The sequence below is a fragment of the Kitasatospora sp. NBC_00039 genome (assembly GCF_045160625.1).
GTDB lineage: Bacteria > Actinomycetota > Actinomycetes > Streptomycetales > Streptomycetaceae > Kitasatospora.
The window spans coordinates 2,633,246-2,653,495 of sequence record NZ_CP108289.1 but is presented as its reverse complement, the minus strand read 5'-3'; the positions used below and the strand labels follow the sequence as shown (position 1 = coordinate 2,653,495).

Below are 20,250 nucleotides of genomic sequence, written 5' to 3'. Positions count from 1 at the left end.
GGCCCGACGGCGCAGGTCGGCGGGCGGGTCCGGGGGAGGCCCGGGATCCGGCCGGTCCTCGTTCCACCGTTCGGACGCGAGGGAAAGTCCGGCTGACTCGTGTGGGTGCCGAAAGGTACGCTCCGCCCGTGTCCTGGAAGCCGCTGCGTGTTCTCACCCCCCGATCGATCCTTCCTGCCCTGGCGGTACTGCTGGTCCTTGTGGCGGGCGCGGCCGCGCACGCCAACAAGCCGGTGCCGTTCGGGGACCGGGTGGCCGAGCCGGGCGGAGCGGACGCCAGCCCGGTCAACGCGCAGTCGCTGAGCGCGGCCGACCTGGAGCTGAAGGTGGGCCCCGGCCTGGAGGCGTACAACCGCTCCACCGGCGAACACGCCTGGTCCTACCGCCGCGAGGGCGCCACCGCGCTCTACCTGTCGATGGCGGGCGAGAGCGCCGTGGTGGTCTGGGACGACGGCCTGGTCACCTCGGTACGGCCCGGTGACCACGAGGTGCGCTGGCACCGCGCCGTCCCCGGTCTGGCCGACTGGCTGCGCGGCGACGGCGAGCCGGGAGCCGACAAGCGCACCGAGGAGCAGCGCAAGCAGCTGGCGACGGAGCGCGCCGCCGCGGCCCTGCACACCGTCCAGCAGTCCGCACCCTGGGTGGCGGTGGTCACACCCAACCTGACGATGGGTTTCCGCGACGGCGACGGCGACCTGCGCTACAACTCCAAGCCGGCCGGCAACTGCGTCTACGACCCGATGCGCACGGTCGGCACGGACTTCGCGGTGCTGGTCCCGCGCACCTGCACCAACAGCAGCGGCCAGCCGGTCTCCGGGGGCATCAACGGCTACCGGCTGGACAGCACCGGCTGGGTGCTGAACGCCGGTCCGGCGGTCTCGCTGAAGGCCCTGGACGGCCGCCGGGTGCTGATCTCGGACGGCCCGATCGTCGGCCCCAAGGTGTTCGACACCCAGGCCGCCGCCCCCGAGTCCGCCTGCGGAAGCCCGTCCGAGCCGTTCGCCGCCGTCCGCCCGCAGGGCACCTGCGCGGCCCCGGAGGCGGGCTCCCAGCCGTAGCCGCGCTCCCGGGCGGTACCCCGGGCCGGTAATTCTCCGGGCCCCCTCGCGGGGCCCGGTAGACTTGCCGTCATGGCTGTTCTCTCCGGGCACTAGCGGGCGAGCGGCGCCGCCCCGAGCGGTCTGCCGGTCCACCGACGACGCCCCCTTCCGCTGCCCCGGTCCTGAGCCCCGCCCAGGTGCCCGCCCACGTCCCAGGAGTAGTTCCCAGCCATGATTTCCGCCAACGCCCTTGAGCTGCGCGCCGGTGCCCGGGTCCTGATCGAGTCCGCGAGCTTCAAGGTCGCCCCCGGCGACCGGATCGGCCTGGTCGGGCGCAACGGCGCCGGCAAGACCACGCTCACCAAGGTCCTGGCCGGCGAGGGCCTGCCGGCCGCGGGCACCGTGACCCGTTCCGGCGAGGTCGGCTACCTCCCGCAGGACCCGCGCACCGGCGACCTCGACGTCCTCGCCAAGGACCGCATCCTCTCCGCCCGCGGCCTCGACTCCGTGCTGAGGAAGATGCGCGAGAACGAGGACCGGATGGCCAACGGCAAGGGCGCCACCCAGGAAAACGCGATGAAGAAGTACGCGCGCCTGGAGACGGAGTTCCTCACCAAGGGCGGGTACGCCGCCGAGGCCGAGGCCGCCACCATCGCCGCCGCGCTGGGCCTGCCGGACCGCATCCTGGGCCAGCAGCTGCACACGCTCTCCGGCGGTCAGCGCCGCCGCGTCGAGCTGGCCCGGATCCTCTTCTCCGACTCCGACGTGCTGCTGCTCGACGAGCCCACCAACCACCTCGACGCCGACTCGATCGCCTGGCTGCGGGACTTCCTGAAGACGTACAAGGGCGGCTTCATCGTCATCTCGCACGATGTCGACCTGGTCGAGACGGTCGTCAACAAGGTCTTCTACCTGGACGCCAACCGCTCCGCGATCGATGTCTACAACATGGGCTGGAAGCAGTACCAGCAGCAGCGCGAGGACGACGAGAAGCGCCGCAAGCGCGAGCGGGCCAACGCCGAGAAGAAGGCCGCGACGCTGAACGCGCAGGCCGACAAGATGCGCGCCAAGGCCACCAAGACGGTGGCCGCGCAGAACATGGCCCGCCGCGCCGAGAAGCTGCTCTCCGGTCTGGAGCAGGTCCGGCAGAGCGACAAGGTCGCCAAGCTGCGCTTCCCGGACCCGGCCCCCTGCGGCAAGACCCCGCTGACCGCCGCCGACCTCTCCAAGTCCTACGGCTCGCTGGAGATCTTCACCGGCGTCGACCTGGCCATCGACCGCGGCTCGCGCGTCGTCGTGCTGGGCCTCAACGGCGCCGGAAAGACCACCCTGCTGCGGATGCTGGCCGGGGTGGAGAAGCCGGACACCGGCGAGGTGATCCCGGGCCACGGCCTGAAGATCGGCTACTACGCCCAGGAGCACGAGACCCTGGACCCGGAGCGCACGGTGCTGGAGAACATGCGTTCCTCGGCCCCCGACACCGACCTGGTGCAGATCCGCAAGATCCTCGGCTCGTTCCTGTTCTCCGGCGACGACGTCGACAAGCCGGCCGGGGTGCTCTCCGGCGGTGAGAAGACCCGCCTGGCGCTGGCCTCGCTGGTGGTCTCCAGCGCCAACGTGCTGCTGCTGGACGAGCCGACCAACAACCTCGACCCGGCCAGCCGCGAGGAGATCCTCGGCGCGCTGCGCGAGTTCAGCGGCGCGGTCGTGCTGGTCACCCACGACGAGGGCGCGGTCGACGCGCTCCAGCCGGAGCGGATCATCCTGCTGCCGGACGGCGTGGAGGACCTCTGGAGCCCGGCGTACGCCGATCTGGTCTCGCTCGCCTGACCTGGAGTAGACGCTTGGTCCCCTCTTTGGACCAGAAAAACTAGTCCTTACGGCGTGTCCGGGAATGAAGAGGTCCTGGATTCCGTTTGAGGAGCTTCCGTCGGCCCGCCACTCGATCGTGGTCGGGCCGACGCTGCTGATCAGCCCTTTCGCGCCGGACAGCGTAATCCGCCCGGGGGCGTGCACTCTGCGTGAGCGCCGTTGTGCGCTCGGATCACCACCGGTGGACCGCGCATTCCCGACATCGACCTTGCCGAATGGGTGGCCAGGACGCTGTGGATGGGTGATCATGGGAATCTGACCGAGCAACGCTACGAGGAGGCACGGGTGGCCGAGACTCTGAAAAAGGGCAGCCGGGTGACCGGTGCCGCGCGTGAGAAGCTCGCGGCCGATCTCAAGAAGAAGTACGACTCCGGGGCGAGCATTCGCGCTCTCGCGGAGGAGACCGGTCGCTCGTACGGCTTCGTGCACCGGATGCTGAGCGAGTCCGGAGTGATCCTCCGGGGCCGCGGTGGTGCCACGCGGGGCAAGAACAAAGCTACTGCTGGAGCCAGCTCCTGACGGTCCGTCAGTCCATCGGCGGATGACTCGGCGGCAGGGCGTCGACCGGGGAGGCGACCGTTGGTCGTCCGCCCCCGGCCCGTGCGAACCGGCCGCCGATCGTCATGCCCGCCCGCGCCGCGCTCCGGCGCCCCCGTTCCTTCCGCAATCGAGTGCGCCGCCGCCCTGCCGCTGCGCTTCCAGGTTTGTTACTCTCCGGTAGCCAAGTCCCTCGCCACCGGAGGTCCCCGCATGACCGCTCCCGCCACCGACCCGCAGGCCCCGAGCTGGGAGCAGGACGGCGTACGCCTGGAGATCGACGGCGAGCTCGCCGTCGTCACCCTCTGTCAGCCCCAGCGGCGCAACGCCCAGTCGCCCGCGATGTGGCGCGCCCTGACCGCTGCCGGCCGCCAACTGCCGGGCGGCGTCCGGGTGGTGCTGCTCCGAGCCGAGGGCGTCTCCTTCTCGGCCGGCCTGGACCGCGCGATGTTCACCGCCGAGGGCATCCCCGGTGAGCGCACCTTCCTCCAGCTGGCCGCCGCCGAGGACAAGGACCTCGACGACACCATCGCCTCCTACCAGGAGGCCTTCACCTGGTGGCGCCGCCCCGACCTCGTCTCCATCGCCGCCGTCCAGGGCCACGCCGTCGGCGCCGGCTTCCAGCTCGCCCTCGGTTGCGACCTGCGCGTCGTCGCCGAGGACGTCCGGTTCTCCATGAAGGAGACCTCGCTCGGCCTCGTGCCCGACCTGGCCGGCACCAAGCCGCTCACCGACCTGGTCGGCTACGCCCGGGCCCTGGAGATCTGCGCCACCGGCCGCTGGGTGGGCGCCGAGGAGGCCGCCGCCATCGGCCTGGCCAACCTGGCCGTCCCCGGCGCGGAGCTCGACGGTGCCGCCCGTGACCTCGCCGCCGCGCTGCTGGCCGCGCCCCGCAGTGCCGTCATCGAGACCAAGGCGCTGCTCCAGGGCGCGGGTGGGCGCTCGTACGACGAGCAGCGCTCGGCCGAACGGGTGGCGCAGGCCCGCCGGCTGCGCGACCTGGCCGGTATCGGCGACTGACCGCAGCCCTTCTGCCGAAAGCCCGGCTCCCGGGGCCCCCGCGAGCCGGGCCTTCGGCGTTCCCGGCCTCCGCGGGGTGGCGCTCCGGGGGCGGGAATCGTGGCGAAATGCCAGAGTTGGAGCGATTTGCGATATAGCTGGAGCCGTACGACGGGAGAAGCGCCCATGCCTGACACTCCGACGCCCGCCACCATGCACAAGAACCCCCCGGCCGCTGCCGCTGCCGCAACGCCGTCCAGCAGCGACAGCAACAAACCGGTCAACGACCGCGGCCGCACCGCGCTGGCCGTAGGCGTGATCGAGAAGATCGCCGGCATGGCCGCCCGCGAGGTCCCCGGCATCCACGCCCTCGGCTCCGGCCTCTCCCGCACCTTCGGCGCGATGCGCGACCGGGTGCCCGGTGGCAGGTCCAGCATCGGGCGCGGGATCAAGGCCGAGGTCGGGGAGAAGCAGACCGCCATCGACATCGCGCTGGTCGTCGAGTACGGCGTGGTCATCCCCGACCTGGCCCGCCAGGTCAGGGAGAACATCATCGACGCGGTCGAGCGGATGACCGGCCTGGAGGTCGTCGAGGTCAACATCGCGGTCAACGACGTCCACCTGCCCGACGAGCCGGATGTCGAGGAGGAGGACGAGGAGACCGTCCCCCCGGGCCAGCGGCCCAAGCTGAAGTAACGCAGTCGGGGGCAGCCCGCGCGGCGGGGAAGCAGCGGAAGACGAGGTGGAGCGGATGAACCTGGCCATCGTCGGCCTGGTGGTGGGTATGGCCCTCGGCTTCGCCGGCTATTTCGGCGGGTTCGCGGCGTTCCTGCTGGTGGCCGCACTGGGTGTGGTCGGCTTCGTGGCCGGGCGGCTGCTGGAGGGTGACATCGAACTCGGTGACCTCGGCGACCTGCTGCGCGGCCGCGACCGGCGCCGTTGATGGCGGCCCTCGCCACCCCCGTCTCCGGCACCCCTCGGTGCGAGCCCGGCGCCCGCGGCCGGCTCCGCGTCGCCGACCGGGTCTACGCCCGGATCGCCGCCCGGGCCGCCCGCGAGGCGCTCGCCGACGCCTGGCGAGGCCGGGCCGACCACGGCAGTCCGCCGAAGGTGTCGGTCTCCGTGCCCGGCTCCACCGTCCTCGTCCGGGCCGTCGTCGACCTGCCCTTCCCCGCCGACCTCGCCGCGCTCGCCCGCGCCGTCCGCGACCGGATCGCCGCCCAGGTCGGCGGGCTGACCGGGACCCGCGTCAGCGAGGTGGTGGTGGTCGTCGAGAAGTTGGTGCCGAGGGCAGCGGCATGACGGAACAACTGCCGGAAACCCAGCCCGTGGAGCCGCCGGGCGAACCGCCCGCGCCCGAGGCGGTGAAGGTGCCCCGGCTGCGGGCGCCGCGGACGGCCGCCGCGGTGGTCGTCGCCGTCGTGGCACTGGTGCTCGGCGGGGCGCTGCTCTACGACGTGATCGCCGTCCGCACCGGCCACCCCGCCCGGCGCTGGCGCGCCGAGATCGGCGACGAACTGGCCACCCGGCATCTGGACGACCTCTGGGTCCTGCTCGGTGCCGGGGCCGCCACCCTGGTCGGCGCCTGGCTCCTCTGGCTCGCGTTCGCCCCCGGGCTGCGCCGCTGGCTGCCGCTGCGCCCGCACGGGGACACCGCCGCCGCCATCGATCGGGCCGGCGTGGGCACCCTGCTGGCCGACCGGGCTGCCGGCCTGCCGGGCATCGAGCACCTCACCGTACGGATCAACCGCCGCCGGGTGAACGTCGTCCTCGACGGACCGGCCGACCCGGCCTCCGTCCAGCGGCAGCTGCGGGAGGAGCTGGCGCGGGTCACCCTGGCCCGGCCGCTCCGGCTCGACGTGCGGACCAGGCGCGGCCGGGCCCGCCGCGGCGGGGCGACGGCCGGGCCGGAGAGTCCCGGCGTACCCGGGACGGGAGGGGCGGGATGAGCCGGTCCACCGTCAACCGGGTGCTGCTCGGTGTGGCCGGGCTGGTGCTGCTGGCCGCCGGGGTGCTGGTGCTGGCCGGCGGCCTCGACCTGTACCGGCGGCTGGGGGTGGACCCGCCGAGCTGGTGGCCGCTCACCTCGCCGGACCAGCCGGTGGTCAGCGCGTACTCGCGGACCGAGTGGGTGAATCAGTCCTGGTGGGCGGACCGGTCCTGGTGGTGGGCCGTCGTGATCGCCGGGCCGGCGATCGTGGTGGCCGGTGCGGCCTGGTGGCTCTTCGCGCAGCTGAGGCGCAGCGGCCCGGCCACCGTCGCCGTTCCCACGCCCGGCGCGTCCGGGCTGCGGCTGCGGCTGCGCAGCCGGGCGCTGGAGGAGGTGCTGGAGACCGGCACGGTGGCGCTCCCGGAGGTCGAGCGGGCCGGCGTCCGGCTGGTCCGGGGCCGCCGGCACCCGCGGCTGCGGGCCACCGTGCGGCTGACGCCCGGGGGTGATCCGGCGGCCCTGGTCGAGCACTTCGAGACCGGCCCGCGCAGCGACGCCCGGGCCAGCCTCGGCCTCGCAGGGCTGCCGGCCGACCTGCGGGTCCGGGTGGCGGCGGCGAAGCCGGCCGCCACGCCGAGGCGCGGCGGCCGGCGCAAGCACCCGCGGGTCCGGTAGACCCGCGGATCAGAGGCCGCGCAGGGCGCCGCCGTCGACGGGGAGCATCACGCCGGTCAGGTAGGAGGCGGCGGGGGAGAGCAGGAAGGCGGCGGCCTTGCCGAACTCCTCCGCCGTCCCGTAGCGGCCGAGCGGGATGGCGGCGTTGTGGCGGGCGCGGGCGGCGGCGGCGTCGCCGCTGAGGGCGTCCAGCTCGCGCACCCGGTCGGTGTCGATCCGGGCCGGGAGCAGCCCGACGACCCGGATGCCGCGCGGCCCCAGCTCGTCGGCGAGCGACTTGGCGGCCATCGCCAGGCCGGGCCGCAGCCCGTTGGAGATGCCGAGGCCCGGGATCGGCTCGCGGACCGAGCCGGAGAGCACGAAGCCGATCACGCCGCCCTCGCCGAGCACACCGGCCGCGCTGCGGGCGATCCGCAGGGCGCCCAGGAAGACCGACTCGAAAGCGCCGCGCCAGGCCTCCTCGGGGACGGCGGTCACCGGGCCGGCCTGCGGGCCGCCGACGCTGATCAGTACGCCGTCCAGCCGGCCGAAGCGCTCGACGGCCGAGGCGATGAGGTGGTCGGCGGTCGCGGGGTCGGAGTTGTCGGCGATCAGGCCGTGGGCGGCATCCGGGCCGCCGAGGGCGTCCACGGCGGCTTCGACGGACTCCTTGCTCCGCCCGCTGACCAGCACCCGGGCACCGTCGGCGGCCAGCTCCCGGGCGGCCGCGAAGCCGAGGCCCCGGGTGGCGCCGGTGACCACGTACACCTTGTCCTTCAGTCCAAGATCCATGGCCCCCATCCTGCCGGGTGCGGGGGCGGACGGGGTAGCGGCGGGGGCAGGGGCGGCCGGGACGGCCGCTGTGTGGCCGGATCGGTGCCCCGCCGGCCGGAAGTCGCCGGCACCGAGGGCCCGCCCGTGCTGGCGTTGACGTCGGCGTCAAGGTCTACCGTCGTTCCCGGCGGCGTTCGGAAGCGGCCGGGAGGGCAGGTGCGTGATGCGGATCGGCGAGCTGGCGCAACGGGCGGGGACGACCACCCGGGCGCTGCGGTACTACGAGCAGCTCGGGCTGCTGCCCGCCCGGAGGGCCGGCAACGGCTACCGCGCGTACGGCGAGGACGATCTGCGGCTGCTCCGGCAGATCCGCACCCTGCAGGACTTCGGGTTCGGGCTGGAGGAGACCCGCCCGTTCGTGGAGTGCCTCCAGGCGGGCCATCCGGAGGGGGACTCCTGCCCGGCCTCGCTGGAGGTCTACCGGCGCAAGCTGGCCGAGCTGGACGACTGCATCGGCCGGTTGCAGGAGGTCCGTACGCAGGTGGCCGAGCAGTTCGCCCGGGCCGAGCAGGCCCGTGACGAGCTGGCGGCGGAGGCCGGCGGCCGGGCGCCGCAGTGCGAGTTGGCGATCGAGTGGGAGGAGCGGTAGATGGTGCGGATCACGGGCGTGCCGGCGGTCACGGACGAGACGTTCGCCGCCGAGGTGCTGGCGGCCGAGGGGCCGGTGCTGGTGGACTTCACGGCGGACTGGTGCCCGCCGTGCCGCCAGATGGTGCCGGTGCTGGCGGACATCGCGCGGGAGGAGGCGCACCGGCTGACGGTGGTCAGCCTGGACGTGGACCACAACCCGCAGACGCAGGCTGCGTACGGCGTGCTGTCGATGCCCACGCTGATGGTGTTCCGGGGCGGCGAGCCGGTGAGGGCCGTGGTCGGCGCCCGGGCCAAGGCCCGGCTGCTGCGCGAGCTGGAGGACGTCCTGTAACGATCGGCGGGGCCGGCGCTACGCCGGCACGGCCTCCGGCTCCGCCTCGGCCTCGGCGGCCTCCTTGCCGCGGTCCTTGGCCTCGCGACGGGCCATCACCCAGACCCCGACCGGGATCAGCGCGGTGAACAGCCACCACTGGATCGCGTACGCCATGTGCGGGCCGATGTCGGAGTGGTTGGGCTCGGGCAGCAGCTCGGGCTGGTCGGCGGGGGCCGGGGCGGTGGCGGTGAGCTCCAGGTAGCCGCCGAGCAGGGTCGCGCCGGTCTCCTGGGTCTGCTGCTCGGTGCTGATCAGGTTGAACTGGCGGTCCGGCAGACCGGCCCGGTCGCGGATGCCGCTGCCGGCCGCGGTCTCGTCGGCGCGCATCCGGCCGGTGAGGGTGACCTCGCCGGCCGGGGCGGCCGGCACCGACGGGTAGGCGGCGGCGGAGTCGCCGGACGCCACCCAGCCCCGGTTGACCAGGACGGTGCCCCTGCCGTCGGAGAGCCTCAGCGGGGTGATCACGAAGTACCCGATCTTGTCCCCGCCGGAGCCGGTCCGCTTGCGGACCACGAACTCGTGCGCCGGGTCGTACTCCCCGGTGGCCGTCACCGACCGCCACGTCAGGCTCTTCGGCACGGCGAAGCCGGGCGTGGCCGACAGCGTGTCGTACGGGACCGGCGACGCGGTGAGCGACGTGGCGATCAGCTCGTTGCGGGCCACCCGCGCCTCGTGGCGGTGGTACTGCCAGATCCCCAGCTTGATGGTGGTGGGGACCATCAGGAGGGCGATCAGCAGGGTGATCAGCCAGCGCCGGGAGAGGAGAAAACGGTACACACGGGCACGGTACGCCCACCTCACAACCGGATCACGCACCGGGGTGCGGGGCGACCTCGCGCAGCAGTTGGAGGAAGGCGTCCTCGCCGACCACCGGGGTGCCGACCTCGCGGGCCCTGCGGGCCTTGCCGCTCCAGCTGCCGGGCTCGTTGGTGACCAGCAGGCTGGTGAGCCGGCTCACCGAGGTGGCGATGTGCAGGCCGGCCTCGACGGCGCGGTCCTCCAGCACCTCGCGGTCGGTCGCGGTGTCGCCGGTGAACGCCACCCGCATGCCCTGCACCAGCGGCTTGCCGTCCTCCCAGCGCCCGGGGTTCGGGTACGGGCACGGCGGGCGCTTCTTCGCCTGGCGGTAGGAGGAGCCCGTCCATGAGCTGCGGGCGGCGGAGACGGGCTCGTCCTGGCCGAGGTCGGTGACGGCTACGCAGTTCTGCAGCGGCAGCGGGACGCCGCCGCTGCGGGCCAGGTGGAGGCTGGGGCGGAACGCCTCGGCGAGCACCCGGGCGTCGTCCAGGGCGTTGTGCGCCTGGCGCTGCTGGACGCCGAAGTAGGCGGCGAGCGAGGCCAGCTTGCCGTTGGGCAGCGGCAGCCGCAGGTCGCGGGAGAGCACCATGGTGCAGAGCCGCTGGTCGACCGGGGCGTGCCGGCCGGCCCGGGAGAACTCGCGGGAGATCATGTTCCAGTCGAAGAGCGCGTTGTGGGCGACCAGGACCCGGCCGCGCAGCCGCTCGGCGAAGTCGTCGGCGATCTCCGGGAAGGTCGGCGCACCCGCCAGCACCTCGTGGGTGAGGCCGTGGATCCAGACCGGGCCGGGGTCGCGCTCGGGATTGACCAGGGTGTACCAGTGGTCGGTGACCTCGCCCTCGGCGTCCAGCTGGTAGACGCCCGCCGAGATGACGCGGTCCGAACGGCCGAGGCCGGTGGTCTCGACGTCCACCACCGCGAAGCCCTCGGCGGGGGCGGCGGAGCGCTGGGCGGGGACGGGGACGGCCCGCGGCGCGCCGGACGTCTCGGGCTGGATCGCATGCATGGTCAAACAGAATAAGCGCCGCGGCGGTGGGGGCCGGTCGAAATGTGGCGAAGGCCGCCCGGAGTGAGCGGTTCGGCGGGCCGGAATAGAGTGGGCAGCGTATTCGTCGTACACCCAGTCGAATATCCCCTGGCTGCCCAACACCCCCGCGCAGCCGATTTCCGAAGGACGAACGCTCATGCGCGCCACCGTGATCCACGGCCCCCACGACATCCGGATCGAGTCCGTGCCGGACCCGGTGATCCAGAACCCGACCGACGCCGTGGTCCGCGTGGTGAATGCCTGCATCTGCGGCAGCGACCTGTGGGCGTACCGGGGCGTGGCCGCCAGGGTGGCCGGGCAGCGGATCGGGCACGAGTTCCTCGGTGTGGTCGAGGAGACCGGCGCCGAGGTGAGCGGCTTCAAGCGGGGCGACCTGGTCGTGGCGCCGTTCGTCTGGTCGGACGGCAGTTGTGACTTCTGCCGCGAGGGTCTGCAGACCTCCTGCCCGCACGGCGGCTTCTGGGGCCAGGTCGGCTCGGACGGCGGCCAGGGCGAGGCGGTGCGCGTCCCGTTCGCCGACGGCACGCTGGTGGCCCTGCCCAAGGACGCGGCGGGCGACGAGAAGCTGCTGCCCAGCCTGCTCGCCCTCTCCGACGTGATGGCGACCGGGCACCACGCCGCCGTCTCGGCGGGCGTTCGGCCGGGCGCGACCGTGGCGGTGGTCGGCGACGGCGCCGTGGGCCTGTGCGGCGTGCTGGCGGCGCAGCGGCTCGGCGCGGGCCGGATCATCGCGCTCGGCCGGCACACCGCCCGTACCGACCTGGCCCGCCGGTTCGGTGCCACCGACGTGGTCGCCGAGCGCGGCGAGGCCGCGATCGAGGCGGTCAAGGAGCTGACCGGCGGCCAGGGCGCGCACGCCGTGCTGGAGGCGGTCGGGACCGAGGAGTCGATGCGCACCGCTGTCTCGATCACCCGCGACGGTGGCGCGGTCGGCTATGTAGGGGTGCCGCACGGCGGCAGCGCGGGCGTCGACATCGGTCAGATGTTCGGCCGAAACGTTTCGCTCAACGGCGGCGTCGCCCCGGCCCGCGCCTACATCCCCGAGCTGCTGCCGGACGTCCTCTCCGGCGCCATCGAGCCCGGCCTGGTCTTCGACCGCACGATCGGCCTGGACGACGTCCCGGACGGCTACCGGGCGATGGACGACCGCTCCGCCCTGAAGGTGCGGATCGCGTTCTGACCGTTCCCCGACCGCATGACACCGGCCTGTGCCCCTCGGGGCACAGGCCGGTGTCATGCGAGCAGCCGGACGGGTCAGACGTAGTAGCCGAGGACGTCCGCGATGAGGTGCGTGCCGGTCCAGGCGCCGTTGAAGAACATCACCCGGCCGGCGTCGTCGAGCGGTACGACGACGAGGTTGGGTGTGGTGACGCCGCTGGTGGTCCAGTTGAGGTTGCTGGAGGTGGGTTGCGGCGAGCCGGAGGCCCAGGCGATCAGGTGTCCGGGGCCGTCGGTCTCGGTGGCGGTCACGTTGAGCACTGCGGCCTTGGCGCCGGCGGGTACGTTGCCCCGGCCCGCGACCTGGACGGAGACGGTGCTGCGGCCGGGGACCTTGTCGGTGCCGGTGCGGCCGATGGCGTCGCGGGTGTCGAGCAGCCGGTCGGGGCTCACGGGGGTGAACGTGGAGCCGGTGGCGTCGTCGGTGTAGTAGCCGAAGACGTCGGCGATGAGGTGGGTGGTGCTCGGCGAGGCGTTGAAGAGGTTGATCTTGCCGTCGGGGCCGAGGGGCACGATGACGAGGTTGGGTGTGGTGACGCCGGGGGCGGTCCAGTTGAGGTTGCTGGAGGTGGGCTGCGGCGAGCCGGAGGCCCAGGCGATCAGGTGTCCGGGGCCGTCGGTCTCGGTGGCCGTGACGTTGAGCACTGCGGCCTTGGCGCCGGCGGGTACGTTGCCCCGGCCCGCGACCTGGACGGAGACGGTGCTGCGGCCGGGGACCTTGTCGGTGCCGGTGCGGCCGATGGCGTCGCGGGTGTCGAGCAGCCGGTCGGGGCTCACGGGGGTGAACGTGGAGCCGGTGGCGTCGTCGGTGTAGTAGCCGAAGACGTCGGCGATGAGGTGGGTGGTGCTCGGCGAGGCGTTGAAGAGGTTGATCTTGCCGTTGGGGCCGAGGGGCACGATGACGAGGTTGGGTGTGGTGACGCCGCTGGTGGTCCAGTTGAGGTTGCTGGAGGTGGGCTGCGGCGAGCCGGAGGCCCAGGCGATCAGGTGTCCGGGGCCGTCGGTCTCGGTCGCGGTCACGTTGAGCACTGCGGCCTTGGCGCCGGCGGGTACGTTGCCCCGGCCCGCGACCTGGACGGAGACGGTGCTGCGGCCGGGGACCTTGTCGGTGCCGGTGCGGCCGGTTCCGTCGCGGGTGTCGAGCAGGCGGGACGGGCTGACGGTGTGGAAGGTCGTCCCGGGGGAGATGACGTTGACCAGGTGGAGGTTCTGGTGGCTGTCGCCGTAGACCAGACCGCCGCCGAAGCGGTCGACGCTCCACGGGTTGAAGAGGCTGCTCTGACTGAGGCGGGTTTTGAGGGAGCTGGTGACCGGGATGCCGGTGTGGAAGTCCACCACGGTGCTCCGGGCGGCGCCAAATTCCGCGTAGACGAGGAAGCCGTTCCCCATGCCGACGGCGCGCGCCGGGACCTCGATCGGGCGGCTCGTACCGTCCGGCCGCAGTAGCCCCGCCGATCCGGCCGGTCCGTCGAACGAGCAGTCCCAGTAGAGCCAGCCGCCGGCGGACATCAGGTGGGTGATCCGGCAGTCCTTGCCGGTCTGCAGAGTCCGGGTCTGCTGGGTCGTCAGGTCACGGACGACGATTTCTCCGGGAGTGCTGCCCGGGGTGAGCAGCCGGCCGCCGTCGATCGTGCCGATGGCGGTGGAGGCCGTCGCGATGGGCGTGTCCGGGGTGGCGCTGTCGATGTCGAGCACCGCGAGCGAGGATCCCGGGTACTGGGAGGTGTCCAGGAGCACGAAGCGGCCGTCCGCGACGACGATCCCCTCGCGGTAGGGGAGGGTGTCCAGGTTGATTTCCCGGGCCTCCTGACCCCGGCGCACGATCATGCCGCGGATGCTGAGGTGGACCACCCGACCGTCGCCCGTCCCCTTCATGTCCGTGCAACTGTCGGAGCCACCACAGGAGATGGAGTGATCCAGGAAACCGGTGGTGCCGAGGGACCGGCGGGCCGACATGGTGGACGGAGAGCCGAGGGTGACCTGCTGCCCGTAGAAGCCCGCGCCGAGGCTGTTGCCGCTCTCGGCGCTGATCAGGGTATTCGCCGACAGGTTCAGGGAGTCCAACCTGTAGGACTCCGGCATCACCTTGTAGTTCATCGGGATGGTCGAGGGTGCTGCGCCACCCGCGGCCGTGACCTTGCGGACCGTCCAGTCGGCGCCGGTGTCGCCGCCTTCGACGAGCGCCGTGCCGTCGGGGGCCTGGACGATGGTGGGCGAGGCGTGCGACAGCACCGAGACCGGAGCACCGCCCCCGACCGGCGTGGCCTTCAGCTCCCGCTCGACGGGGACCGCCGATTCGTGGTTGTCGTAGGGCGGGCGCCCGACGCTCAACAGCCAGTCGCCGGACAGCCCGAGTGCGAGGGGCTGGTCGTAGTAGCTGACCGGGATGGTCTTCTCGGGGGCGTTCAGGTCGGCCCGGGAGAGGATGTGGACCTTGCAGTCGCCGCCGAGCCAGGCGATGTGCGCGGCGTCGACCGCGGTCAGCGCCTGGCAGATCTGGTCGCCTCCCCAAGGCTTGGGGAGGGGCGGCGATACCCGGACGGCGCCGGTGTGGGTGTCGGCCAGGCCGATCCGGTATTCGCCGTTGACGGATGTGCCCAGCGCCGCCTCGTTCGCATCCCCGCCCAGGTAGTCGGTCCAGCCCCATTCGACTCCGGCGTCCTGCCCGTTGGCGACGGGCAGGACCGAGGTGCCGCCCTTGCCGTCGGCGCGGAGGAAGACCGTGGATCTTCCTGCCGAGGCCGACGAGTTGGTCAGGGCGAGGACGGCGTCACCGTAGACACCCCGGAGGCTCGCCGTGTCCGGGGTGTTCAGGACGGTGACGGAGCCCGAGGCCATGTCCTGGAGCTTCCAGACCTTGCTTGGCTGGCGTGGGTCCATGTCGACGGTGACGTCCGATCCCGCGCCGTGCAGGCCGGGATCGGTTTGGCCGGGGTCGTAGGCGCCGACCACTGTGGTGGCACCGGTGTCGTAGGCGGTCCAGGCGAAGGTGGCGTCCTGCGTGGTGTGCAGGAAGCCCTTGGTGCCGGCCGCGAGCAGGGTCTCCGTCCGCGGCTGGGGCAGTGGCCGCCCGGGGACGACGAGTTCGGGGAGGGCGGCCGGGTCGGCGCTCGGGGCCGCCGGAGTGGCGGTGGCGGTGGGGAGCGGGCCGGCGAGGGCGAGGACGGAGGCCAGGAGTGGCATCGCGAGGAGTCGGGCCGGGGTGGTTCTGAGGTTCACGTGGTGGATTTCCCCCTGGAGAAGGCGGGGTCAGTTCCTCGGCAGTGTCCGAAAACTGACGGAACGCCGGGTTGCCGCCTGGATGTGCACACAAAGGTATTACTTCGTGAAGATCACATGAGTGGCTGGAGGCTACCACCGTGTGGTGACAGTGGGGATGGGGGTCGGTCGTACGCGTCAGGGCCCCGTCAGAATGGTCTGATTTCAGCCAATTGACTAGCGCGAGAGGGTGAACGGCTGGCTGATCGCGGTCAACCCCTTTCCGGGCGGGCGGGACGCTCCTAGCATTGCGCGGCGCGCATTCGGACTGTGACGCCCCTCACGTCCGATCGTTCCCCTGGTGCGACCAGCACGCCGAAGGAGTGAGGAGAGAGAGTGGAATCGCCGCCGATCACCACTGCCCCTACGGAAGTCCGACTCATCGAGGAGAGCGAAGAGTTCCGAACCCTGCGGCGCTCGTTCCGGAGCTACGCGTTCCCGGTCACCATCGGCTTCGTCCTCTGGTACCTGCTGTACGTCCTGCTCTCCTGCTACGCGCCCGGCCTGATGGGCACCAAGGTGGTCGGGCACGTCAACGTCGCCCTGGTCCTCGGGCTGCTGCAGTTCGTCACCACCTTCGCCATCGCGGCCTGGTACGCGCGCTACGCGGACCGGCGGCTCGACCCGCCCGCCGCCGCGATCCGCGAGGCCCAGGGCGCCGTGGTCCACGCCCCGCGGGAGGCCGCCGAATGACCCTGCTCGCCATGTCCGCCACCGAGCACCGCGGCCTCACGATGACCCTGTTCGGGTTCTTCGTGCTGGCCACCCTCGGCATCACCGTCTGGGCCGGGCGACAGACCAAGGACGCCGCCGACTTCTACGCCGGGGGCCGCGGCTTCACCGGCTTCCAGAACGGCCTTGCCATCTCCGGCGACTACATGTCGGCCGCGTCCTTCCTCGGTATCGCCGGGGCCATCGCGCTCTCCGGCTACGACGGCTTCCTCTACTCGATCGGCTTCCTGGTCGCCTGGCTGGTCGCGCTGCTGCTGGTCGCCGAACCGCTGCGCAACGCCGGCCGGTACACCATGGCCGACGTGCTCGCGTTCCGGATGAGGCAGCGGCCGGTGCGCACCGCGGCCGGGATCTCCACCATCGTGGTGTCGATCTTCTACCTGCTGGCCCAGATGGTCGGCGCCGGGACGCTGGTCGCCCTGCTGCTCGGGGTCAACGGGGACGGTGCCAAGCAGCTGACCATCGTCGCGGTCGGCGCGCTGATGGTGATCTACGTGGTGATAGGGGGGATGAAGGGCACCACCTGGGTGCAGATCATCAAGGCCGTGCTGCTGATCGCCGGCACCGCGCTGATGACCGTCCTGGTGCTGGCCAAGTACCACTTCAACCCCTCCGCGCTGCTGGGCGCCGCCGCCGACGCCAGCGGCAAGGGGGCCGCGTTCCTGGAACCGGGGCTCAAGTACGGCGTCAGCGGAACCAGCAAGCTCGACTTCCTCAGCCTCGGGATCGCGCTCGTGCTCGGCACCGCCGGGCTGCCGCACATCCTGGTCCGCTTCTACACCGTGCCCACCGCCAAGGCCGCCCGGAAGTCGGTGCTCTGGGCGATCGGGATCATCGGCGGCTTCTACCTGATGACCCTGGCGCTCGGCTTCGGCGCGGCGGCCCTGGTCGGCCCCAAGGCGATCAAGGCGGCCAACGCGGCCGGCAACACCGCTGCCCCGCAGCTCGCCGAGGAGCTCGGCGGCGGCGCGGGCACGACCGGCGGCGCGATCCTGCTGGCGGTGATCTCCGCGGTCGCCTTCGCCACCATCCTGGCCGTGGTGGCCGGCCTCACCCTTGCCTCCTCGGCCTCCTTCGCCCATGACCTGTACGCCAACGTCATCCGGCGGGGCAAGGCCACCGAGAAGGAGGAGGTGCTCTCGGCGAAGTGGGCCGCCGTCGCCATCGGCGCGGTCGCCATCGTGCTCAGCCTCTTCGCGGGGAAGCTCAACACCGCCGCGCTGGTCGCACTGGCATTCGCGGTGGCCGCCTCGGCCAATTTGCCGACGCTGCTGTACTCGCTGTTCTGGAAGCGGTTCACCACCGCGGGCGCGGTCAGCTCCGTCTACGCGGGCCTGATCACCTCGGTGACGCTGGTCCTCTTCTCGCCGGTCGTCTCCGGCGGCAAGAACTCGCTCTTCCCGCACTCCGACTTCCACTGGTTCCCGCTGGAGAACCCCGGCCTGGTCTCCATCCCGGTCGGCTTCCTCGCGGGCTGGATCGGCACCCTGCTCTCCAAGGAGAAGGCCGACCCGGCGAAGTACGCTGAACTGGAGGTCCGCTCGCTGACCGGGCTGGGCGCCCACTGACGCACGGGCGATGACTAAGCTGGCCCGGCCCGCCGAACGCGGCGGCCGGGCCGGCCGCTTTTCCGGGCCGGCCGCGAACTCGGGAAGGGATCGCCGTGCTCCTCGACACCTTCGGCCGGCAGGCCGTCGACCTGCGGGTCTCCCTCACCGACCGGTGCAACCTGCGCTGCACCTACTGCATGCCGGAGGAGGGTCTGCAGTGGCTGGCCAAGCCGGACCTGCTCACCGACGAGGAGATCGTCCGGCTGGTGACGATCGCGGTCCGCGACCTCGGCGTCCGGGAGGTCCGGTTCACCGGCGGCGAGCCGCTGCTGCGGCCCGGGCTGGTCGGCATCGTCGACGCCTGCGCGAGGCTCGAACCGCGCCCCGAACTCTCCCTCACCACCAACGGCATCGGTCTCGCCCGGACCGCCGCCGCGTTGCACGCGGCCGGCCTGGACCGGGTCAACGTCTCGCTCGACACCCTCGACCCGGACACCTTCCACACCCTCACCCGCCGCCACCGCCACCAGGACGTCCTGGACGGGCTGGCCGCCGCCGAGGCCGCCGGGCTGGCGCCGGTCAAGCTGAACGCCGTGCTGATGCGCGGGATCAACGACCACGAGGCCCCCGAGCTGCTCGCCTGGTGCCTGGAGCGCGGCTACGAGCTGCGGTTCATCGAGCAGATGCCGCTGGACGCCCAGCACGGCTGGGACCGCTCGGCGATGGTCACCGCCGAGGAGATCCTGGACCGGCTCGCCGCCCGATTCACGCTCGCCCCCGAGCCCTCCGCCCGCCGTGGCGCGGCGCCGGCCGAGCGCTGGGTGGTCGACGGCGGCCCGGGCCGGGTGGGCGTGATCGCCTCCGTCACCCGGCCGTTCTGCCGGGCCTGCGACCGCACCCGGCTGACCGCCGACGGGCAGGTGCGCAACTGCCTCTTCGCGACGGGGGAGACCGACCTGCGGACGGCGCTGCGCTCGGGCGGCGGCGACGCCGAGATCGGCGAGCTGTGGCGCGCGGCGATGTGGGGCAAGAAGGCCGGAGCCGGGATCGACGATGCGGAGTTCCTCCAGCCCGACCGGCCGATGTCGGCGATCGGCGGCTGAGTGAGGCCTGGCGGGGCCGGCGGAGCCGGAGACGCCGACCGGTGGCCGGTGGCCTGGGGCCGAGCGAACCCGAAGGGGCCGCGCGGGGGCTACTCGCCGTCCTCGGGGGTCCAGTCGGCGAGGGCGACGACCTCCTTGAGGAAGCCGCGCACGCCGAGGAACTGCGCGAGGTGCTCGCGGTGCTCCTCGCAGGCCGCCCAGGTCTTCCGGCGGTCCGGGGTGTGCAGCTTGGGGTTGTTCCAGACCAGAACCCAGCGGGCGTCCGCCCGGCAGCCCTTGGCGGAACAGACCGGCGTCTGCGGCTGGGGGGTGTCCGGGGAGAGCATCGGGCCGTCCTCAAGCGGTGGGCGGGTGTGGTCACCGCCAGTCTTTCACGTGCCCGGACGGCTTCCGGATCCGGGCATGGCGACGCCGGGCAGCCACGGGGGGAGCCGCCCGGCGTCGGTCCGTCGCTCCGACGGGGGATGCGGAGCGCGTACGCAGTATGTCACGGCAGGACCCTCGGATGGGGAGGTCTTGCATGATTAATCTGAGGTTCTTTTGAGCTTTCTGCTGGGGCAGTTGGCGGAAACTCTGCCAAAACGGACAGTCAGCTCGGGTTCTGTGGAGAATCAGTGGGTGCACTCTCTGTCACATCCGTACCGTGCGACGCATTCGCCCCACCGGCACCACCGGTACCGCCGGGCCCGAGCATCAGCGGAACGTCCGGCGGCATGTCGAAGGTGCTCGGCAGGCCGGGCGCCCTCTCCCGGCCCGCGTTGGCGATCAGCACCGCGAAGTACGGCAGCAGCACGCCGCCCGCCAGCGCGGCGACCGCCAGCCACCGCTGGATGTCCCACAGGATCACCCCCAGCAGGACGCAGACGGTGCGGAGCAGCATCGAGGCCACGTAGCGGCGCTGCCGCCCGCGGACGTCCTCGGAGAGGCTGCTGCGCGCACCCGTGATCCGGTAGACCTCTCCACCGTCGGCGCTCTTGCCCATGTCCTACCGCCCTCGTCCACGCACCCGCGCGTCTCGCCGCGCGGCCACCTCACGGTACGCCGCGCGGGAACCGGCGACGAGACCGGGGCGGACGGACACGCGCCACCGGGGCCTGTCCGGCCCATCAGGGCGGGCCGCAGGGGCCGGACCGGACGCGCCCTACCGCGTCTGGGAGAGGTACTCCGGCGGCACCGCGTCGGTCAGCCAGACACCGTTGGCGCTGATCCGGAACTCGTGGCCGGACGACACCATCGCCGCGGCGTCGACCGTCAGGACCACCGGGCGGCCGTGCCGGGCACCGACCCGGGTGGCCGTGTCGGTGTCGGCGGAAAGGTGGACGTCCTGCCGGGCCATCGGCCGCAGGCCCTCGTGGAATATCGACGCAAGGTTCCGGGTGGCGGTGCCGTGGAACAGCACCGCCGGGGGCTCGGCGGCGGTCAGACCGAGGTCGACCGCCACCGTGTGCCCCTGGCTGGCGCGGATCGAGAGACCGTCCTCGGAGAAGGCGAACCGGCGCTTGTTGTTGGTCGCCACCACGTGGTCCAGCTCGGCCCTGGTCAGCCGGTTGCCCCTGGCCGCCAGTGCGGCGAGCAGGACGTCCACCCGGACCCAGCCGGCCGCGTCCAGGGTGATCCCGACCCGCTCGGGTTCGTGCCGCAGGATGCGGGAGAGCATCTTGCTGGTCCTGACCGTGCGCTTCTCGTCCACTTCTCTCTCGATCCTTCCCCCGT

Annotated in this window: 22 protein-coding genes; 15 read left to right on the top strand and 7 right to left on the bottom strand. The window is 72.6% G+C overall.

The annotated features are described in order from the left end of the window. Positions 1–128 precede the first annotated feature (128 nt). The 9 genes from OG286_RS11845 to OG286_RS11805 all read left to right on the top strand — a co-directional run bounded on the left by OG286_RS11845 (position 129) and on the right by OG286_RS11805 (position 7,053). Entirely contained in the window at positions 129–1,058 is a 930-nt protein-coding gene (locus OG286_RS11845; RefSeq protein ID WP_396324172.1) for a hypothetical protein, read from the top strand. Between the two features lie 213 nt (positions 1,059–1,271). Next, complete coding sequence (locus tag OG286_RS11840) at positions 1,272–2,870, top strand: ABC-F family ATP-binding cassette domain-containing protein (RefSeq protein WP_396324171.1); 1,599 nt, start codon at positions 1,272–1,274, stop codon at positions 2,868–2,870. 327 nt (positions 2,871–3,197) lie between these two features. Further along, positions 3,198–3,431 (top strand): helix-turn-helix domain-containing protein, encoded by a 234-nt coding sequence (locus OG286_RS11835; RefSeq protein WP_049658450.1) that lies wholly within the window; start codon positions 3,198–3,200, stop codon positions 3,429–3,431. 231 nt (positions 3,432–3,662) lie between these two features. After that, positions 3,663–4,469: an enoyl-CoA hydratase/isomerase family protein gene (locus OG286_RS11830; protein ID WP_396324170.1), complete on the top strand. Its 807-nt coding sequence runs from the start codon at positions 3,663–3,665 to the stop codon at positions 4,467–4,469. Between the two features lie 165 nt (positions 4,470–4,634). Beyond that, positions 4,635–5,144, top strand: a complete 510-nt coding sequence (locus OG286_RS11825) for an Asp23/Gls24 family envelope stress response protein (RefSeq protein WP_396324169.1) — start codon at positions 4,635–4,637, stop codon at positions 5,142–5,144. Between the two features lie 55 nt (positions 5,145–5,199). Beyond that, positions 5,200–5,391: a hypothetical protein gene (locus OG286_RS11820; protein ID WP_396324168.1), complete on the top strand. Its 192-nt coding sequence runs from the start codon at positions 5,200–5,202 to the stop codon at positions 5,389–5,391. Next, positions 5,391–5,750 (top strand): hypothetical protein, encoded by a 360-nt coding sequence (locus OG286_RS11815; protein ID WP_396324167.1) that lies wholly within the window; start codon positions 5,391–5,393, stop codon positions 5,748–5,750. The genes OG286_RS11820 and OG286_RS11815 overlap by 1 nt, the downstream gene beginning before the upstream one ends. Next, positions 5,747–6,397, top strand: coding sequence for a DUF6286 domain-containing protein (locus OG286_RS11810; RefSeq protein ID WP_396324166.1), 651 nt, complete (start codon positions 5,747–5,749; stop codon positions 6,395–6,397). Before OG286_RS11815 ends, OG286_RS11810 begins: the two co-directional genes overlap by 4 nt. Beyond that, positions 6,394–7,053 carry an alkaline shock response membrane anchor protein AmaP gene (locus OG286_RS11805; RefSeq protein WP_396324165.1) on the top strand — a complete coding sequence of 220 codons (660 nt, stop codon included), beginning with the start codon at positions 6,394–6,396 and terminating at the stop codon, positions 7,051–7,053. Before OG286_RS11810 ends, OG286_RS11805 begins: the two co-directional genes overlap by 4 nt. A 9-nt stretch (positions 7,054–7,062) precedes the next feature. Here OG286_RS11805 and OG286_RS11800 read toward each other — a convergent pair whose 3' ends face one another. Then, positions 7,063–7,824, bottom strand: a complete 762-nt coding sequence (locus tag OG286_RS11800) for an SDR family oxidoreductase (protein ID WP_396324164.1) — start codon at positions 7,822–7,824, stop codon at positions 7,063–7,065. A gap of 205 nt (positions 7,825–8,029) precedes the next feature. Here OG286_RS11800 and OG286_RS11795 point away from each other — a divergent pair, with 205 nt between their 5' ends. After that, entirely contained in the window at positions 8,030–8,455 is a 426-nt protein-coding gene (locus OG286_RS11795) for a MerR family transcriptional regulator (RefSeq protein ID WP_396324251.1), read from the top strand. Further along, positions 8,456–8,788 (top strand): thioredoxin, encoded by a 333-nt coding sequence (gene trxA / locus OG286_RS11790; protein ID WP_396324163.1) that lies wholly within the window; start codon positions 8,456–8,458, stop codon positions 8,786–8,788. It begins immediately after the preceding gene. Positions 8,789–8,806: 18 nt separating this feature from the next. Here the strand turns inward: trxA and OG286_RS11785 are convergent, their stop codons facing one another. Together OG286_RS11785 and OG286_RS11780 are read right to left on the bottom strand one after the other, a co-directional pair. Further along, positions 8,807–9,607, bottom strand: a complete 801-nt coding sequence (locus OG286_RS11785) for an SURF1 family protein (RefSeq protein ID WP_396324162.1) — start codon at positions 9,605–9,607, stop codon at positions 8,807–8,809. A gap of 31 nt (positions 9,608–9,638) precedes the next feature. Next, positions 9,639–10,634: a DEDDh family exonuclease gene (locus OG286_RS11780; RefSeq protein WP_396324161.1), complete on the bottom strand. Its 996-nt coding sequence runs from the start codon at positions 10,632–10,634 to the stop codon at positions 9,639–9,641. A gap of 178 nt (positions 10,635–10,812) precedes the next feature. Here OG286_RS11780 and OG286_RS11775 point away from each other — a divergent pair, with 178 nt between their 5' ends. Further along, positions 10,813–11,856 carry a zinc-dependent alcohol dehydrogenase family protein gene (locus OG286_RS11775; protein ID WP_396324160.1) on the top strand — a complete coding sequence of 348 codons (1,044 nt, stop codon included), beginning with the start codon at positions 10,813–10,815 and terminating at the stop codon, positions 11,854–11,856. A gap of 74 nt (positions 11,857–11,930) precedes the next feature. On the opposite strand, the gene OG286_RS11770 is transcribed toward OG286_RS11775, so the two are convergent. Next, complete coding sequence (locus OG286_RS11770; protein ID WP_396324159.1) at positions 11,931–15,113, bottom strand: hypothetical protein; 3,183 nt, start codon at positions 15,111–15,113, stop codon at positions 11,931–11,933. 375 nt (positions 15,114–15,488) lie between these two features. On the opposite strand from OG286_RS11770, the gene OG286_RS11765 reads away from it, so the two are divergent. From OG286_RS11765 to moaA, 3 genes are all read left to right on the top strand, one after another. Beyond that, positions 15,489–15,845 (top strand): DUF485 domain-containing protein, encoded by a 357-nt coding sequence (locus OG286_RS11765; RefSeq protein WP_396324158.1) that lies wholly within the window; start codon positions 15,489–15,491, stop codon positions 15,843–15,845. Continuing rightward, positions 15,842–17,452 (top strand): cation acetate symporter, encoded by a 1,611-nt coding sequence (locus OG286_RS11760; RefSeq protein WP_396324157.1) that lies wholly within the window; start codon positions 15,842–15,844, stop codon positions 17,450–17,452. The genes OG286_RS11765 and OG286_RS11760 overlap by 4 nt, the downstream gene beginning before the upstream one ends. A gap of 95 nt (positions 17,453–17,547) precedes the next feature. Then, on the top strand, positions 17,548–18,537 hold the full coding sequence (moaA, locus tag OG286_RS11755) for a GTP 3',8-cyclase MoaA (RefSeq protein ID WP_396324156.1): 990 nt from the start codon (positions 17,548–17,550) through the stop codon (positions 18,535–18,537). A gap of 89 nt (positions 18,538–18,626) precedes the next feature. Here moaA and OG286_RS11750 read toward each other — a convergent pair whose 3' ends face one another. The 3 genes from OG286_RS11750 to OG286_RS11740 form a co-directional block, all read right to left on the bottom strand. After that, complete coding sequence (locus tag OG286_RS11750; protein WP_396324155.1) at positions 18,627–18,863, bottom strand: hypothetical protein; 237 nt, start codon at positions 18,861–18,863, stop codon at positions 18,627–18,629. Between the two features lie 263 nt (positions 18,864–19,126). Beyond that, positions 19,127–19,519: a DUF3099 domain-containing protein gene (locus OG286_RS11745; RefSeq protein WP_405361723.1), complete on the bottom strand. Its 393-nt coding sequence runs from the start codon at positions 19,517–19,519 to the stop codon at positions 19,127–19,129. A 159-nt stretch (positions 19,520–19,678) separates the two neighbouring features. Continuing rightward, a complete protein-coding gene (locus tag OG286_RS11740) occupies positions 19,679–20,227 on the bottom strand; it encodes an RNA 2'-phosphotransferase (RefSeq protein ID WP_396324153.1) in 549 nt (182 codons plus the stop codon). Positions 20,228–20,250 lie beyond the last annotated feature (23 nt).

Excerpts from the sequence above, each read along its gene's own strand:
- OG286_RS11775 (WP_396324160.1), top strand. The coding sequence starts at position 10,813 with ATGCGCGCCACCGTGATCCACGGCCCCCACGACATCCGGATCGAGTCC.
- OG286_RS11805 (WP_396324165.1), top strand. The coding sequence starts at position 6,394 with ATGAGCCGGTCCACCGTCAACCGGGTGCTGCTCGGTGTGGCCGGGCTG.
- OG286_RS11750 (WP_396324155.1), bottom strand. The coding sequence starts at position 18,863 with ATGCTCTCCCCGGACACCCCCCAGCCGCAGACGCCGGTCTGTTCCGCC.
- OG286_RS11815 (WP_396324167.1), top strand. The coding sequence starts at position 5,391 with ATGGCGGCCCTCGCCACCCCCGTCTCCGGCACCCCTCGGTGCGAGCCC.
- OG286_RS11825 (WP_396324169.1), top strand. The coding sequence starts at position 4,635 with ATGCCTGACACTCCGACGCCCGCCACCATGCACAAGAACCCCCCGGCC.
- OG286_RS11795 (WP_396324251.1), top strand. The coding sequence starts at position 8,030 with ATGCGGATCGGCGAGCTGGCGCAACGGGCGGGGACGACCACCCGGGCG.
- OG286_RS11780 (WP_396324161.1), bottom strand. The coding sequence starts at position 10,634 with ATGCATGCGATCCAGCCCGAGACGTCCGGCGCGCCGCGGGCCGTCCCC.
- OG286_RS11800 (WP_396324164.1), bottom strand. The coding sequence starts at position 7,824 with ATGGATCTTGGACTGAAGGACAAGGTGTACGTGGTCACCGGCGCCACC.
- OG286_RS11810 (WP_396324166.1), top strand. The coding sequence starts at position 5,747 with ATGACGGAACAACTGCCGGAAACCCAGCCCGTGGAGCCGCCGGGCGAA.
- OG286_RS11745 (WP_405361723.1), bottom strand. The coding sequence starts at position 19,519 with ATGGGCAAGAGCGCCGACGGTGGAGAGGTCTACCGGATCACGGGTGCG.
- OG286_RS11820 (WP_396324168.1), top strand. The coding sequence starts at position 5,200 with ATGAACCTGGCCATCGTCGGCCTGGTGGTGGGTATGGCCCTCGGCTTC.
- trxA (WP_396324163.1), top strand. The coding sequence starts at position 8,456 with ATGGTGCGGATCACGGGCGTGCCGGCGGTCACGGACGAGACGTTCGCC.
- OG286_RS11840 (WP_396324171.1), top strand. The coding sequence starts at position 1,272 with ATGATTTCCGCCAACGCCCTTGAGCTGCGCGCCGGTGCCCGGGTCCTG.
- OG286_RS11760 (WP_396324157.1), top strand. The coding sequence starts at position 15,842 with ATGACCCTGCTCGCCATGTCCGCCACCGAGCACCGCGGCCTCACGATG.
- OG286_RS11830 (WP_396324170.1), top strand. The coding sequence starts at position 3,663 with ATGACCGCTCCCGCCACCGACCCGCAGGCCCCGAGCTGGGAGCAGGAC.